The 14,940-nt window shown below is 66.9% G+C and carries 17 protein-coding genes and 1 pseudogene; 7 read left to right on the plus strand and 11 right to left on the minus strand.

Annotated features, from left to right (window positions below):
* Positions 1-338: 338 nt before the first annotated feature.
* Both AB0E63_RS41840 and AB0E63_RS41845 read left to right on the plus strand, forming a co-directional pair.
* The gene (locus AB0E63_RS41840) at positions 339-794 is read left to right on the plus strand and encodes a hypothetical protein (protein WP_360379068.1); all 456 of its coding nucleotides are present in this window, start codon (positions 339-341) and stop codon (positions 792-794) included.
* A gap of 13 nt (positions 795-807) precedes the next feature.
* Positions 808-1,629, plus strand: a complete 822-nt coding sequence (locus AB0E63_RS41845) for an alpha/beta hydrolase (protein ID WP_360379071.1) — start codon at positions 808-810, stop codon at positions 1,627-1,629.
* 230 nt (positions 1,630-1,859) lie between these two features.
* On the opposite strand, the pseudogene AB0E63_RS41850 reads toward AB0E63_RS41845, so the two are convergent.
* Positions 1,860-1,949, minus strand: a pseudogene (locus AB0E63_RS41850) (three-helix bundle dimerization domain-containing protein); the annotation flags it as partial.
* Between the two features lie 56 nt (positions 1,950-2,005).
* Here AB0E63_RS41850 and AB0E63_RS41855 point away from each other — a divergent pair.
* Positions 2,006-2,509 (plus strand): TOBE domain-containing protein, encoded by a 504-nt coding sequence (locus AB0E63_RS41855; protein WP_360379073.1) that lies wholly within the window; start codon positions 2,006-2,008, stop codon positions 2,507-2,509.
* Between the two features lie 6 nt (positions 2,510-2,515).
* Here the strand turns inward: AB0E63_RS41855 and AB0E63_RS41860 are convergent, their stop codons facing one another.
* From AB0E63_RS41860 to AB0E63_RS41890, 7 genes are all read right to left on the minus strand, one after another.
* A complete protein-coding gene (locus AB0E63_RS41860) occupies positions 2,516-2,848 on the minus strand; it encodes a hypothetical protein (RefSeq protein ID WP_360379076.1) in 333 nt (110 codons plus the stop codon).
* A gap of 18 nt (positions 2,849-2,866) precedes the next feature.
* The gene (locus AB0E63_RS41865; RefSeq protein ID WP_360379079.1) at positions 2,867-3,568 is read right to left on the minus strand and encodes an alpha/beta hydrolase; all 702 of its coding nucleotides are present in this window, start codon (positions 3,566-3,568) and stop codon (positions 2,867-2,869) included.
* 147 nt (positions 3,569-3,715) lie between these two features.
* Complete coding sequence (locus AB0E63_RS41870; RefSeq protein WP_360379082.1) at positions 3,716-3,955, minus strand: hypothetical protein; 240 nt, start codon at positions 3,953-3,955, stop codon at positions 3,716-3,718.
* 18 nt (positions 3,956-3,973) lie between these two features.
* Positions 3,974-4,786: an alpha/beta hydrolase gene (locus tag AB0E63_RS41875; RefSeq protein WP_360379084.1), complete on the minus strand. Its 813-nt coding sequence runs from the start codon at positions 4,784-4,786 to the stop codon at positions 3,974-3,976.
* Positions 4,787-5,003: 217 nt separating this feature from the next.
* Positions 5,004-5,162, minus strand: a complete 159-nt coding sequence (locus tag AB0E63_RS41880) for a hypothetical protein (RefSeq protein WP_360379086.1) — start codon at positions 5,160-5,162, stop codon at positions 5,004-5,006.
* Positions 5,163-5,172: 10 nt separating this feature from the next.
* Positions 5,173-7,119, minus strand: coding sequence for a glycoside hydrolase family 15 protein (locus AB0E63_RS41885; protein WP_360379088.1), 1,947 nt, complete (start codon positions 7,117-7,119; stop codon positions 5,173-5,175).
* Positions 7,120-7,210: 91 nt separating this feature from the next.
* Complete coding sequence (locus AB0E63_RS41890; RefSeq protein ID WP_360379091.1) at positions 7,211-7,750, minus strand: DUF1440 domain-containing protein; 540 nt, start codon at positions 7,748-7,750, stop codon at positions 7,211-7,213.
* A 242-nt stretch (positions 7,751-7,992) separates the two neighbouring features.
* Here AB0E63_RS41890 and AB0E63_RS41895 point away from each other — a divergent pair, with 242 nt between their 5' ends.
* Positions 7,993-8,481 (plus strand): FAD-binding protein, encoded by a 489-nt coding sequence (locus AB0E63_RS41895; RefSeq protein WP_360379094.1) that lies wholly within the window; start codon positions 7,993-7,995, stop codon positions 8,479-8,481.
* On the opposite strand, the gene AB0E63_RS41900 is transcribed toward AB0E63_RS41895, so the two are convergent.
* Both AB0E63_RS41900 and AB0E63_RS41905 read right to left on the minus strand, forming a co-directional pair.
* On the minus strand, positions 8,456-8,713 hold the full coding sequence (locus AB0E63_RS41900; RefSeq protein ID WP_360379097.1) for a hypothetical protein: 258 nt from the start codon (positions 8,711-8,713) through the stop codon (positions 8,456-8,458). The genes AB0E63_RS41895 and AB0E63_RS41900 overlap by 26 nt on opposite strands.
* Positions 8,714-9,221: 508 nt before the next feature.
* Positions 9,222-10,325, minus strand: coding sequence for a hypothetical protein (locus tag AB0E63_RS41905; RefSeq protein WP_360379100.1), 1,104 nt, complete (start codon positions 10,323-10,325; stop codon positions 9,222-9,224).
* A gap of 364 nt (positions 10,326-10,689) precedes the next feature.
* On the opposite strand from AB0E63_RS41905, the gene AB0E63_RS41910 reads away from it, so the two are divergent.
* A complete protein-coding gene (locus tag AB0E63_RS41910; RefSeq protein ID WP_360379104.1) occupies positions 10,690-11,127 on the plus strand; it encodes a nitroreductase family deazaflavin-dependent oxidoreductase in 438 nt (145 codons plus the stop codon).
* A gap of 97 nt (positions 11,128-11,224) precedes the next feature.
* Here AB0E63_RS41910 and AB0E63_RS41915 read toward each other — a convergent pair whose 3' ends face one another.
* Positions 11,225-12,109 (minus strand): LysR family transcriptional regulator, encoded by an 885-nt coding sequence (locus tag AB0E63_RS41915; protein ID WP_360379106.1) that lies wholly within the window; start codon positions 12,107-12,109, stop codon positions 11,225-11,227.
* A gap of 124 nt (positions 12,110-12,233) precedes the next feature.
* On the opposite strand from AB0E63_RS41915, the gene AB0E63_RS41920 reads away from it, so the two are divergent.
* Both AB0E63_RS41920 and AB0E63_RS41925 read left to right on the plus strand, forming a co-directional pair.
* Positions 12,234-13,466 (plus strand): MFS transporter, encoded by a 1,233-nt coding sequence (locus AB0E63_RS41920; RefSeq protein ID WP_360379109.1) that lies wholly within the window; start codon positions 12,234-12,236, stop codon positions 13,464-13,466.
* Between the two features lie 207 nt (positions 13,467-13,673).
* On the plus strand, positions 13,674-14,939 hold the full coding sequence (locus AB0E63_RS41925; protein WP_360379112.1) for an MSMEG_0569 family flavin-dependent oxidoreductase: 1,266 nt from the start codon (positions 13,674-13,676) through the stop codon (positions 14,937-14,939).
* The last annotated feature ends 1 nt before the right edge of the window (position 14,940 follow it).

The raw sequence follows: 14,940 nt of genomic DNA on the forward strand, positions 1-14,940 counted from the left end.
TCCTCGGTGGTGTTTCCGTTACCACCACCGTGGATCGGTTGTTGACGTGTCACCCCAGGGCACAGCACTGGTCCATCGCCTAGTACCTGCCCCGCACCGGCGCATTCGGCCCAGGGGCGGGCTGACCGCACGGACTGTCCACCCGCAGATGCGAGGTCTGCTCGCCTGCTCTCGACACTGATTCACAGACCGCCGCGTCGGCCCGCGCCGACGGGTCCCATCAGGTCGGCCGGCCCGAGGCACACGCGGTGGCACCCGTGTCAGCCACTGGTGCGAGGCCGCGAGTACGGCGGGAATGTGGTCTCGAAAGTCAACAACCACAACCAAGGAGCACGAAAATGTCCACCATCCATCTGCACGCGATCACCACCGCGTCGCCCGAACAGTTCCTGGCCGCTCTCATCGACTTCGGCCCCGGTCGCTCGAAGATCTTCGGCAACAGCGCCGACGACTACCTCCAGGTCCACGTCCAAGGCCCGCAGTACGCCGAGGTCACCGAGGGCTCCGGCGGAGTCTGGGAACGTCTGCACTACGACTGGTCCGACCCGAACCGCATCGTCATGGTGACCACGGACTCCAACGTGTGGGGCGGCAGCTCCGGCCACACCTACACCTTCACCCCGCAGCCCGATGGCACGACCGCCGTCGACGCCGTCGTCGTACGCCAGGGCAAGAACCTCAAGGGCCGATTGCTCGGACTCGTTCTCGGCACCGTCGGCAAGGGCGTTCTGGCCAAGGCCTTCGCCAACACCGTCAAGGCCATCGAAGCCCGCAACGCCAACGTCAAGGCCTGACAGAGAAACTCCCATGTCAACCACCACAGCGGCGGCCGAGCTCTCGGCGCTGACAGCCCCGATCCTGACGATTCAAGCGACCAACGGCGTCACGTACGCCTACCGGCGCTTCGGTGCGAGCGACGACAGCCGGCCGCCGCTGCTGTTCCTGCAACACTTCCACGGTCGCGACGCGACCGCGTTCCTCGATGTGCTCGAGCTCGAGCAGCTCAACCGCCTGGCCGGCATCACCTATCCCACTCTCGTTGCCAACGGCAACAACGACATGATGATCCCGACGGTGAACTCCCAGCTCCTCGCCGACCATCTGCCCAACGCGCGGCTGCGGATCTATCCCGACGCCACCCACGGATTCCTGTTCCAGTACCCGCGCACACCTCGTCGCCCCACGGTCGAGCGTCTGACTCCGGCGTACCCGGTACCTGAGCACATCCGGGCCGACTATCTCGAGGCCTACGCGGGCCGCCGGTTCGCCGACTCGATGCGCTGCGTCCGCGCGTACCCCACCGACCTGCTCGTGCTACGCGACCTGCTGCCCACGATCCAGACTCCGGTCCGGATCATCTCGGGCTCGCGGGACACGGCGGTCCCTCCCAAGCCTCGGGCTGACGCGTCCAGTGGTCAGCGCAGGGTGTCGAGTTCCTGCCGGGCGGTCGTGAGGCTCGATGCGGCCTGGTTGAGGTGGTCGAAGGCGGCGCTCAGGTCGGCGTCGGCACCCTCCAGTACGCCGGCGGAACCTTGCTGCACCTCGGTGTGCAGAAGACCCGCGAAACGCGGCAGACCGAACGACTGCATCAGCAGGGCCGCGGTCGACATCACCGTCCGCAGTTCGTGAAACTCCGCCACTAGATCCTTCGCCGCCACGTCGTCCACCGGACGACGACGTAACACCTCGACCGCCTGTCGCAACGCCGCACCCGCTTCCTGCAGCGCGTATTCCACACCCTCCGACACGGTCGCCTCCTCTCCGTCGGCGTGGTCGCCGTGCTGAGATTCGAGGCAGCAACGGCACCAGACCTCGGACGGACTGGCAAGCAGTTGAAAGGTGTCGTGCACGAATCGTGACTATGCGAGTTCGCGTAGCCGTGCTTTGGCGCCCCTCTCGACGAACAGCGGCACGAAGTCCCGGATCGGGACCTCGTCGAACTCCGGGCGGGACTGACTGACTCACGACCTGCTCGACCGCCTCCGCGGGAACCTGCAGAAACTGCTTGGCCAGCCGGTCGACCACCTCACCGATCGCACGCTCCTCATCTGACCTGTCCATCTGCCCACGACGTCGCCCACCCCGCACCCGGACAAGGCTCCTCGACCACGCCGACATCGCTCGCCTCACCGCCCTACCCACACCGCACACCGACCTCGTCGCCCGCCTCGCCACCGTGCCCGGCCTGGTCCGGCCCGGTGTGCGGCGTCGGCCCCGCCGACAGGACCGGGAAGTCCTTCGTCACGTACTGAGCGGCCGGGATCCGCGACGGATCCGCGTCGGCCCGGCGACGGCCCCGGGCCTGCCCGTGAAGGTCGCGGTGATCGAGGAACTCGGCTCGGACGCATTCCTCTACGGCACCGCCGAACACACCGACGAGAAGCAGCAGATCATCGCCCGCATCGGCACCCGCCTACACAACGACAAAGGCACCCTCGTCCACCTCGCACCAGACGCGGACAAGCTGCACCTCTTCTCCACCTCGACCGAGGAACGGCTGACCGCCTGAGCGCCGCTAATGGCAGTAGCGCTCGTCGAAACGTGATCTCTCGCTGAGGTCGACGAACGTCAGGCCCACGATCGCGCCGTCCTCGACGAGCCAGTGCAGGCGGTAGCACGCGCGGAACGACGGTGGCCAGAACGAGCAGAACCGGCCGCGATTGTCGACGTACCATTCGCCCCGGGTGACCTGCCCATCCTCTGCGTAGCTCGTTGACCCGTTGCGCTCGAAGATCTGAGTCGCACCGTCGGCGTACACCAGGTGAGCGGCGGCGACGGCGCCCGCGATGTGCTCGCGGGCGACCGCCTCACCGTTCATGGCATGGATGTCCTTCAACACGATGTCCATGAAGTCCTCGTCATGCTCTCAGGCGACCATGCTCCGCGAGCAGGCTTGTGCGGCCTCGCGAACGACGTCGGCGACGACGTCCGGCTTCGACACCATGAGGAAGTGGGACGCGCCGTCGACCTCGGTGGTCTTCGAACCGGCACGCTCGTACGAGTAGCGGTGGAGCTGGGCGGCGATCGGCTTGTCGGCCGTACCGAAGACACCCCAGGAGGGCTTGGTCTTCCAGGCGGCGGCGGCAACCGGGTCCTCGAAGGCGGTCGCGACGAGCGGACGCTGGGCATGCGCCATGAACATCGCATCGTCCTCGGGTACGTCGGCACAGAAAATGTCGCGGAAACGCCCGGGATCGACCGACAGCTCGGCGCTCCCGTCCGGCAGCGGCCGGGGCTGGAGGAAGTTGCCCATCGCAAGCGATGGGTAGATCGCCTGCAGATCGGCGATGCTCTCACCCTCCTCGGGCACGAACCCGGCCACGTACACCAGCCCGGCCACCTTGTCTGCGACACCGGCTGCCGTGATCACGCTGCCGCTGTACGAATGGCCGACCAGGACGATCGGTCCGTCGAGCTGATCGATGACCGCACCGAGGTAGGAGACGTCCGCGGCGACCCCACGCAGCGGCAGCGCCACTGCCAGCAGGTCGCACCCGTCCACGCGGCCGACGGACGGACCACCAGGTCCCTCCCCCGCCCTGGCGCGGGCGCTTGCATCGTCGACCACGGCCCAGGCCGCATTATCAAGCCCGGACGTGCTGGAGTCCGTCGATCCCCCAGTGGGCCGATCCACGCTGCCCGGGTCAGGGGCTCGGGTACTGCCGGCACAGTCAGCTGAGCCGGTGATCCGAGCGTTCGTCAGGCCGCGGGCCGCCTACTCGCGGCTTCCGGTTTCGGCCCATCGCTGGAAGAGGTCGGTCTGCTCTTGGGGCCAGGCGTGGTCGCAGGGCATGGTGCCTTCTCGGAGGCGCGCGAGGATGCGTTCGGCATGGCGGCTGACGTCGTCGTGTGACCAGAGGTCGAAGTGCCTCAGCATCGCTTGGCGGTCCTTTTCGCGAAACAAGGGCTTGATGTCCGCCTCAAAGCCAGTCGGATCGTTGCGATCAGTGGCCATGACTCCTCCTAACGTCGTTCAGGCGCTGGTCGTGGCCGGCCAGCCGGCTTGTTTCTCGGCCCAGGCCAGAGCGTAGTCGGCGACCTCTTCCCAACCCTTCTGCGCGGGCAGCAGGTGCGGCATCCCCTCGTACTCCTTGACCTCGGTGATGGTCTTCGACGACTTGTAGTGCTTGGCGTTGGACCGCTGCACGCTCGGCGGCATGAGGTGGTCCTCGCTGCCGGACACGAACAGCAACGGCGGTCGGTTGTCGTTGTGGTAGTCGACGTGGACGTCCTGCGGGCCGGGCTCGAAGTTCGCCAGCACGCTGTTCCAGAAGATCCGCCCGGATGCCGGGACGTGGTACCGCTTGTAGAGCTCGAGGGACTCTTCCTCGGTGAAGGTGTTGGCGAACGTGTACTTCCATTGCTCAGGCGTCAGGCCGACAGCCTTGTGCCGGTTCGCCGGGTTCTTCAGTACCGGGAACGTCGCCTTGAGCTGGGACAGCGGGATGACGCGCACCCCCTCGGTCGGCGCAGAGTTGATCGCAACCCCTGCGACGCCGAATCCGTGGTCCAGCAGGACCTGCGTGAACGCACCGCCCGCGGAGTGACCGATGATGATCGGCGGCTCGTCGAGGGCGCCGACCACCGACTCCAGGTGCGAGATGATCGCCGGGGCCGTCAACGCCTCGATCGGCGTCGGGTCGGCGTTGAGTGCCTCGACCTCCACCTCGAACCCCGGGTAGGCGGGCGCGATCACGTGGTAGCCGGCCCGCTGGTAGCGGTCGATCCAGTGTTCCCAGCTGCGCGGGGTCACCCAGAAGCCGTGGACGAGAACGATGGTCTTCATAAGGGGGCATCCTTTCCAGGGAGTATCCGATCTGCTGATTTACACCTCTACGACCGAACAGCCCGGCAAGATGTGACACAGCCGCAGCGCGTCCGAGGTCGGACGCCCTGCATGTGTTGTGTCTCGTCGGTTCGGTCGTACGCCGAGCCTTGTCCACGGTCTCCGGGTCCGCGACACCGTTGACGACGAGTGCTTCCTGGTTCAGCGATCGGGCAGGTCAGCGAGCGTTCGGCCGAGCGACCGCGACCTGGCCCGCGCCAGGGAAGCCGGCGATCCGGTGAGCGAGCGTACGAACGAAGTCGTCGAGCTCGTCGGCAGGCAACGCCCGGTTGATCCACCCGTACCACGGTGAGCGTGTCGTCGTCCACGGGCGCATCTCGTATCGATCAGAGTCGCTGGTGCGTCGGAATGGAGGTGTTCGTGCCCTCTGCTTGTTCGGCGCGGATGATGTGGGTGATGGCGTTGATCAGGGCCAGGTGGGTGAAGGCCTGCGGGAAGTTGCCGAGGTGCCGCCCGCTGAGCGGGTCGATCTCCTCGGCATAGAGGCCGAGCGGGCTGGCGTAGGACAGGAGCTTCTCGCACAGCGCGGTGGCCTCGTCCAGTTCGCCGATCTCGACCAGTGCGGACACCAGCCAGAACGAGCAGATCGTGAACGTTCCCTCGGCACCGTGCATCCCGTCGTCGGTCTCCGAGACGCGGTAGCGCAGCACCATCCCCTCTTGGGTGAGCTCGTCGGCAATCGCTCGTACGGTCGCGCGAACCCGCGGGTCGTCGGCCGGCAGGAACCGCAGCAGAGGCAGGAGCAACAACGAGGCATCGAGGGTGGTGGCGCCGTAGCGCTGGACGAACACGCCTCTGTCGTCGACACCGTTCGTACAGATGTCCTGGCGGATCTCGTCGGCGACGGCCTGCCAGTCATCGGCGAATCCGGGTTCGTCGTGCAGCCGGGCCAGCTTGGCACCACGATCCATGGCGACCCAGCACATCAGCTTGGACGAGGTGTAGTGCTGCGGTTCACCCCGTGATTCCCAGATCCCCTGGTCGGGCTCGCGCCAGTGCTTCGAGGCCGCCTCTACCTGCCGCTTGAGGAACGGCCACAGGCGTTCGGTCACCTGGTCGCGCGACCTGGCATGCAGGTAGATCGAATCGAGGATGGCTCCCCACACATCGTGCTGGCCCTGCAAATAGGCGGCATTACCGACCCGGATCGGTCTCGCGCCTTCGTAACCGGTCAGGTGGTCCAGCGTCTGCTCGGGCAGTTCGCGTTCGCCGCCGATGCCGTACATGATCTGGATGTCGTGGTCGCCGTCACACATCTCGGTGAGGAACGAGAAGAAGTCGTTCGCCTCGCGATCGAGCCCGATGGTGTACAGCCCCCAGAGCGCGAACGTGGAGTCACGGACCCACGAGTAGCGGTAGTCCCAGTTCCGCTCACCGGCCGGCGTCTCCGGCAGGGACGTCGTCGCGGCGGCGAGCAGTGCCCCGGTGGGCGCGAAGGTGAGTCCCTTCAAGGTGAGCGCGCTGCGCGCCAGGTAGGGGCTCCACGGGTGATCCGGGAAGACGCCGACGTTGATCCATTGCCGCCAGTACTCGGCCGTTCGCCGCATCCTCTCGAGGGCTTCCGCCCAGGTCCGCGGCGGCGCCAGGACCGACCACGACAGCGCCACGAACGCCGTATCGCCTTGCGACATCCGAGTCCGGGCCTGGGCCGTGCGGCCCTCCAGACCGAGGCGTAGATCCGTCGTCAGCGTCAGAGTGACATCGTGGGCCGATTCAGGGCAGTGAGCCACCGCCTCGCCGTATCCGGGACCGTCGTACCGCCAATGTGCTTCCCGGCGGCCGTATTCGAACATCGGTTCGCACACCATCGACAGATCCACCGCGCCGCTGACGCATTTGACGGTACGCAGAAGACAATGTTCGGCGTCGTAGTCGGTCGGCGTACGGCGGTGCGTCGCGGACCGCTCGGAGACGTTGTGCCACGGACCAGTGAGCAGGGCATCGCGGACGATCAGCCAGCCCGTCGGTGACTTCCAGGTCGTCTCGAGCATCAGGCTGCCGGGCAGATACCGACGCGCGGCCGGCACCTGTACGCCGTACGGACCAAGCCGGAAGCTCCCCGCGGCGCGGTCAAGAATCGCCCCGAACACACTGGGTGAATCGTGCCGCGGCAAACACATCCACTCCACCGCCCCACTGGGCGCGATCAGGCAGTTGGACTCACAATCCGACAGGAAGGCGTAGTCCGCGATCGGCGGGTGCACACTTCGCCCCGGACCTTCATGCAGATCACCCGAAGTCGCAAGACTGCGCGCCAGAGACTCAGGCGTCATTCCCCTTCCCTCCCTTTACACGGATCTCATCCGTCGCTCCAACCATCATGACCCTGAACACCCGTTCGCCGAACTGTTGCGTCAGGCAACGTTACGGTCGCCGCCGCGATCTCCTCGCGGCGATGGCCAGCTTGAATGCCGTCGCGGTGCTCAGTCCGTACACCAGATGGGCGCTGAGATCCTTGCCCAGGACGTTGTAGTTGTACTTCCAGATCGGGCTGTAGAGCTTCGCTGCCGGGAGTACGACGTACCCGGATCCCCAGACGCCTGCGCCGAAGATCGCGCCGTACCAGGCTCGGGGCTTGGGCGCGGACCCGGCGACCACGCCGTACGCGGCGCCGTTCAGGATCCCGAACGCCCAGTGCGTGATGTTGTTGACCAGGGCGGCCCGACTGTCGGGCAGCTCGCGCTGGAACAGGCCCTCGAACAACCGTCGTCCGACCTGTGCCGGGGCAGGTGCCTGCTCCCAGTTCTGGATGCCGGCGGAGAACTCCCAGCGGCTGAATTCGCGCTTGCCGCCACCGCTCCGATACTCCGCGTACAACAGCGTGTCCATTGCGAGGGTCCCGATGGTCCCCACGATCAGCCCCCGCGTGATGGCTCCCAGCGGTGTGACTCGATTGCTCTTCATCATGCTCCTCCTCCGCAGGTTCTGCGGCACGGTCATCGAACGTATGGGTTCGAATCCCACGATGGCCCCGTGCGGAGCGCGTCGCATCCGTGTAATTCCCTGGTCGGAGGACACACCCCCTTCGACCAGGCCGCTCGCGCCCGTACCCAGGCCGCCGGCGGACCAGGGTGATCCACTGGCGCGATGGGTGACCTCCGGACGCGACTGTGGTGGTGACAGGTTGGCCTAGGAGGGAGAGTTCGATGACGAACTTCGACTACGACGTGCTGATCGTCGGCTCCGGGTTCGGCGGCAGCGTCGCCGCGCTGCGTGCCGCGGAGAAGGGGTACCGGGTCGGTGTCCGGGAGTCCGGCAAACGGTGGAACGACGCGGACATCCCGAAGAGCCAGTGGCATCTGCCCGGCTTCTTGTGGCGAACACGCTTTACGTGCCGCCCAAACAGCTTTCGACGCACCGGAGTAGGCGAGCATCACGGTCGGGGTGTACTTCGGAAGTCCGGGAGTCGAGGCGGAAGACCCGTACTTCGGTGGGGCCGGACCGCGTCGTACAGGGTGCATCTCGTGCGGGAAGTGCAATATCGGCTGTCGTCGGCGCCCGCATCCACGAACTGCACGAGGTCCACGACCTGGTCCCTCTCGAGGGAGGTGGGTTCGAGGTCCACGCGCGCCATCCGGGGTGGGCTCAACGAGCCGCGCACTCGGGGCATCACAAGTACACGGCCGAGCAGGTGATCGTTGCCGCCCACGCGTACGGCTCGGCGAGGCTCTTGCTGCACATGCAGCACAAGGGACGGCTGCCGGGGATCTCCAGCCAGCTGGGCCAGCGTGCGCGGACGAACTCCGAGCAGCTTCTGGCGATCACCCGGACCCACGCGGAGTGGGAGCGCGATCCGGACCGGATCCGTCTGACGCCGGGGTCGGTGTCGATCACCTCCGGCGTCTGGCCCGACCCGGTCACGAGCATCGAGCCCGTCTACTGGGGTGTCGGGAACGACCTGTTCGCGTTCCTGGTGACCTACCACCAGCACGGTGAGCAGAAGCATCCGACCGCCGGCTGGGTCAAGCAACTGATCGAGCACCCGAAGTCCGTCCTCAGCTTCGACGACGCACGCAACTGGGCTGAACGGACCGTGGTCATGCTCTGCTCGCAGACGACCGACACCTCGATCGAGCTCTACTGGCACGACGGAGTACTGCGAAGCCGCCACACCGGGACGCCTCCGTCGGTGCACATTCCCGTCGTCGAGACGTTCGTCGATCGGATGGCGACTGTGATGGGCGGCCACGAGGGAGCGCTGCCGTTCGAGGTCATCAACCGGACCGCCTCGGCACACTTCACCGGTGGCATCCCGATCGGCGACAACAGCGAGAGCGGCGCCGTCGATCCGTACCAGTCCGCGATCGGCGGGTGCACGCTTCGACCCGTACCTTCATGGAGATCACCAGAAGTCGCCAAGCTGCGCGCCAGAGACTCAGGCAAGGTCACTGCCCCCGGTGGTTGTTTCGGCTCGGGCCAACTCGACGCGGTAGTCGTGGATCGGGCGGTAGCGGTCGTAGAGCGTGGTCAGGATGCTGAACAGGAAGATGAAGAACAGGGTGTCGATCGGCTCGAGGCGACCCTCGCCTCGCCGCAGCAGCAGGGCCGCGGTCGAGACCAAGACGATGTTGGTGACGAACACGACCAGGAACGAGATCCCGGCGGACTGCCACGAGTGACCTCGCTTGGCCGCCCACAGTCCGAGTGCGGCGTTGATGATCGCGTAGAAGGCGACGCCGAGGAAGATCTGCAGGCTCGTCGCCTCGACCCCGGGCAGGACCCGGCCGTAGATCACGCTGATCAGTCCGATCAGGAAGATCTTCTCCAGTGCCGCCTCGTCGAAGACCTTCCGGTGCCGGGCCTGGAACGCGGCCCGTTCGCTCGCGGTGGCGATCGCAGCCGGCAACGGGTCGGCCGCGAGCCGCAGCGACCAGTCAGCCTGCGGTAGCCGAGGCCGTACGACGAACAGCAGGACCGCGATCAGCGCGAGGATGCCGGCCAGAACCACCGGACCGAACCACGGGACGTCACGGACCGTGTCGGTGAAGTCGAGCTTCGCGATGTGAATCCAGTACTCCTGCGGCAGCTTGATGAAGACCCAGATCGCACCAGCGACGATCAGCCAGAACCTGAACCCGCCGCGCAGCGGATTCCACCGCGTGCGGACAGTCTCGTAAGCGATGAAGAAGTACTCGAACGTGTTCGGGAACACCAGCAACAGCCAACGCAGGCCAGTCAGCTCGAACGCCACCACACCGATCTGCCGGTAGAAGAACAGGAACCGATTGATCCGGAACGCCGACAGATTCGCCCAGTTCCGCAAGCCGGCCGTGTACGCAACGGACAGATAGAACACGTCCATCGCCTTGTCGTAGCTCTGGTAGAACGGCGGATTGAACCCGAACGCCTGGAAGATCGTCTGATCCGCCGCATCCAGCACCAGACACCCGATGATCGCCGGCAACGGATACTTCGGAATGAACAACGGCAGCACGAACCGCGCCGCCACCACACTCCAGAACACAACGTCGACGCCCATAGCCCCATCCCCCCATCACCCGTCAGTGTCCGTCGATCTGCCTGCGGGCGGTCACACAGGAATCACCATAATCCGGTGATTCCGTTTGGGTGCCGGACGGCAAGACTCGCAGTGGCCCGCCGGCCGAATCCCCACCGAGGGAGATCCTTCGTGAGCACGCAACAGGAGAGGTCGACGACGCACTGGCCGCCTACGAAGCCCTCCTGCACAATGGCACCGCGCCCTCACACATCGGCTTCGCGGGAGAATCCGCCGGCGGTCGACGAAGCAGTCACAGCACTGGACCGGGCCGGGCAGCTTCTGTCTGCCCATCTCGCCCGCGCGGAACGCGTCACCGCCTAGCGTCTGAATGAAAGGATTCGACATGGCTGAGCCGCAGGACTGGAACGCGAAGACGATCGCGGAGTTCCGGGCGAACGAGGGCAAGGTCGGCGGGGCCTTCGAAGGCGCTCCGATGGTGCTGTTGCATCATCGCGGCCGCAAGAGCGGACGGGAGTACGTCACCCCGGCCATGTACCTCCCACACGACACCGACCCGGACATCATCTACGTCTTCGCAACCAAGAGCGGCGCACCCACCAACCCGGACTGGTACATCAACCTGACCGCCGCCGGCGACGCCACGATCGAACGCGGCACCCAGACCTACCAGGTCACCGTCCACGAGGTGACCGGCGCGGACCACGACCGCATCTACGCCGAACAAGCCCACCGCTACCCCGGCTTCGCCGAATACCAACGCCGAACCGCCGGAATCCGCACAATCCCGGTACTCGAACTCACCCGCAACCCACACCCCTGAGATCAGCTCGGCGTACACGAGAGCACATGGCCACGCACCATGCGTCCGCACGCACGGGCCGGATCCACGGATCTTCACGACACTACGTAGGCGACCGTCATTCCCGACGGACGACGTACTCGCGGAAGCGGCGGGCGGCCGGGCTCGCGGCGTGGCCCCGTGGCAGGACCAGGTCGATCCGGCGGACCAGTTCGACTCCGGCGAGCGGCACGAAGGTGATGGCTCCGGCGACTCGCGGGGCGAGATCGAAGTCGGCCGGCGTCAGCGTGACGCCGACTCCGGCCGCGACCAGGTCGATCAGCATCGTCCACTCGTTCACCTCGCACGCGATCCGGCGGGTCAGCCCGGCCTGACGGAACGCGATGTCGACCACTTCCCTGATCGTCCATTGCGCCGGCGGCTCGACGAATCGCTCCCCCTCTAGCTGGTCAAGCGTGACGGAGTCCGCCTGCGCCAGCCGATGGCTGGTGGCGACGGCCAGCATGACGGGCTCCGCCTCGAGTGGCACAGCTTCGAGATCAGACCGCGTGTCGTCCAACGAGACCAGCGCGCAGTCGAGGCGTCCGTCCGCCACCAGGTCCACCATCTGCAGCGCCGGCAGTTGCTGCACCGAGATGTCGACCCGAGGATGCGCGAGCGCGAACTCCGCCACCCAGGACGACACCGGCAGCCGGTGTCCACTCGACTGCAGCGCGCCGATCCGCAAGGTCCCCGCGAGTACGCCGTGCGCGTCCTGCACGGCCTGCTGAGCCGCGTCCGCCGCGTCGAGCGCGTGCCGGGCCGCCGGAAGGAGCGCCGAACCCTCGGCGGTCAACCGCACCGGCCGGGTGCCACGGACAAACAGCAGTGCGCCGACGTCCTTCTCGAGAGCCCGGATCGACGTGGACAGGCCGGACTGGACGATGAGTTCCCGGGCCGCGGCCCGGGTGAAGCTGCGCTCTTCCGCGAGCGCGACGAAATGGCGCAGGTGCCGGAGTTCCACGCTGAACTGTATCTCCGACAGAGATGGAATTCATCTCTTTCCGGTGCACGAAAGCTGGTATCGCCGCCGGCTCCAGCCCGGTTCTCATCAAGTGTCCACCGGACTCTGCAAGGAGAAACAACTGATGAGCACCATCGCACCATCCGTCCACGCCCTGGCCCGGCGCGGCCGGTACACCGCCGGGTTCTGGTTCGTCACCGGCGCCTTCCTGACCCTGATGGCGTTCGGCACCGTGCCCACCCCGCTGTGGCCGATCTACCAGCAGCGGGATCATTTCGGGGCGACCACGGTGACGATCGCTTTCGCCGTCCTGGTCATCGGCGCCGCGGCCTCCTTCCTGCTGCTCGGCCATTTGTCCGATCGGCTCGGCCGTCGGCGGATCATCGTGCCCGCGTCGCTGGTCGGCGTACTCGCGGCCGTGGACCTGGCGGTCTGGCCCGCACTGCCGGGGCTGATCGTCGGCCGTATCCTGACCGGCGTCACGATCGGGCTGATGGCATCGACCGCGACGGCGTACCTCACTGACCTGTTCCACGAGGCACGTCCCGGCCGGACGGGCTCCGCCGTACCCACGTTGGTGGCCGCGGCCGCGAACCTGGGCGGCCTGGCGCTCGGCCCGCTCGTCGGAGGCGCTCTCGCACAGTGGGGCCCGGCGCCGCTGCGGACCGGGTACATCCTGTTCGCCGGCCTGATGGCACTCCTGCTGCTGCTGGTCCTCATGAGTCCGGAGACCATAGACACCGAGGTGACTGATCGGATCCGGCCGGTGCGGTTCGCCCTGAAGCCTGGGCAGGGGGCCGCCTTCGGTACGGCCGCCGCCGTCGGGGCCTTCGCCTTCGCCGTGATGGGCCTGTTCTCCTCGCTGGGCGCGATCATCGTCCGCGGTGAGCTCGGCATCACGTCGTACTTCATCGCAGGGCTCGCGCCGTTCACCGCCTTCGCCGCCTCGGCCGGCGCTCAGCTCGCCCTCGTGCGGCTGACGGACAGGTCCGTGCTCGCCATCGGCACGACGCTGTTCCCGATCGGCCTGGCGTTGACAGCGGCCTCGCTCTACCACCCGGCGCTTTGGCTCGCGCTGACCGCGGCCGCGTTGGCCGGCGCCGGCGCCGGCATGATGTTCAAGAGTGCCGTCACCCAGGCGGTCCGCACCGCCGAACCCGCCTCGCGCGCCGGTGTGCTGGCGACGTTCTTCGTGCTCGCCTACCTCGGGATGGGCCTGCCCTCGATCGCCTTCAGCCTGGTCATCCGGCACGCCGGATTGCGCCCGTCGATGATCGGCTTCGCGGCAGTCCTGTCGGCCGGCGCGATCGCCGCGGTCGTCGCCGCCCGGCGATCGACGGCTGTCATCCCCGCCTGACCGCTACCCGGCGGCGGTGTTGTAGCCCAGGGCAAATAACGTGTCTTTGCGTGCCTGAGACAACTGGCGTGGGCTGATCGTGGTTACACACGCGAAACCCGCGGGGACGGTTTGGAAACGTGAGTTTGTTCCGGGGGCAATTGTGCGGCAATCGGCTGGTTCTTCACTGGATGTCATCCAGGACGGATCGAAACCCCAGGAGCCCGCATGCAACTCGCCGACGGTGCGCACTTCCCCGTCGTGGTGGTCGGCGGTGGTCAGGCCGGGCTCGCGGCCAGTTGGCAGCTGACCCGGCAGGGCCTGGATCACCTTGTTCTGGAAGCGGATCGGGTCGGGAGTGAGTGGCGCGAGCGGCGCTGGGACTCGTTCTGTCTGGTGACGCCGAACTGGCAGTGCCGCCTGCCGGGATTCCCGTACGACGGACCGGACCCGGACGGCTTCATGGTCCGCGACGAGATCGTCGCCTACCTGGAGAGCTACCGGCGGGCGTACGACGTTCCGATCGTCGAGGGAGTCCGGGCGACGCGGCTCGATGCCGGGTTCCGGATCACCACCACGCAAGGCGTCGTCACGGCGGACCAGGTGGTGGTCGCAACCGGTCCGTACCAACTCCCCCGCATTCCGCGCGTCGCCGAACGGCTGACAGTGCCCCAGTTACATTCCTCGCAGTACAAGAACCCTGATCACTTGCCGCCCGGGGAGATCGTGGTGGTCGGGACGGGTCAGTCCGGCTGCCAGATCGCCGAGGACCTGCACCTGGCAGGGCGCACGGTGCATCTGGTCACCGGCAGCGCTCCGCGGGTGGCGCGGTTCTACCGCGGGCTCGACGTAGTCGCGTGGCTGGAGCGAATGGGCTACTACCGCAGGGGAATCGACGAGTTCGACGACGTCGACGCCGTCCGGTTCCGCGTGAACCACTACGTCACCGGTCGCGACGGTGGCCGCGACATCGACCTGCGGCGGTTCGCGCTCGAGGGGATGCGGCTCTACGGCCGGCTGGTCGACGCCGATCAGCAGGTGCTGCGGTTCGCCGGCGACCTGACGCAGAACCTCGACCACGCCGACGCGGTCTCCGAAGGGATCAAAGACTCCATCGACGCGTTCATCACCGCCGAGGGGATCGAAACGCCCGAGGAAGCCCGCTACCAACCGGTCTGGGAGCCGGACCAGACGCCGGACTCGCTGTCCCTGCAAGGAATCGGGGCCGTTGTCTGGAGCACCGGATTCCGTCGTGACGACGGATGGATCCGGGTGCCGGTGTTCGACGGCCGCGGCTACCCGTCCCATCGCCGGGGTGTGACCAGCGTTCCGGGTCTGTACTTCATCGGCCTGCCGTGGCAGCACACGTGGGGTTCGGGTCGCTTCGGTGGCGTTGCGGACGACGCGCAGTACGTCGCCGAACGGATCACCGAACAGCGGGCGGGCGTGCACTGGATCGCCGGTCTGCCACGTGCGCAGCGGACGGTGGCGTGAG

This window comes from Kribbella sp. NPDC026596, from assembly GCF_040638415.1.
GTDB lineage: Bacteria > Actinomycetota > Actinomycetes > Propionibacteriales > Kribbellaceae > Kribbella.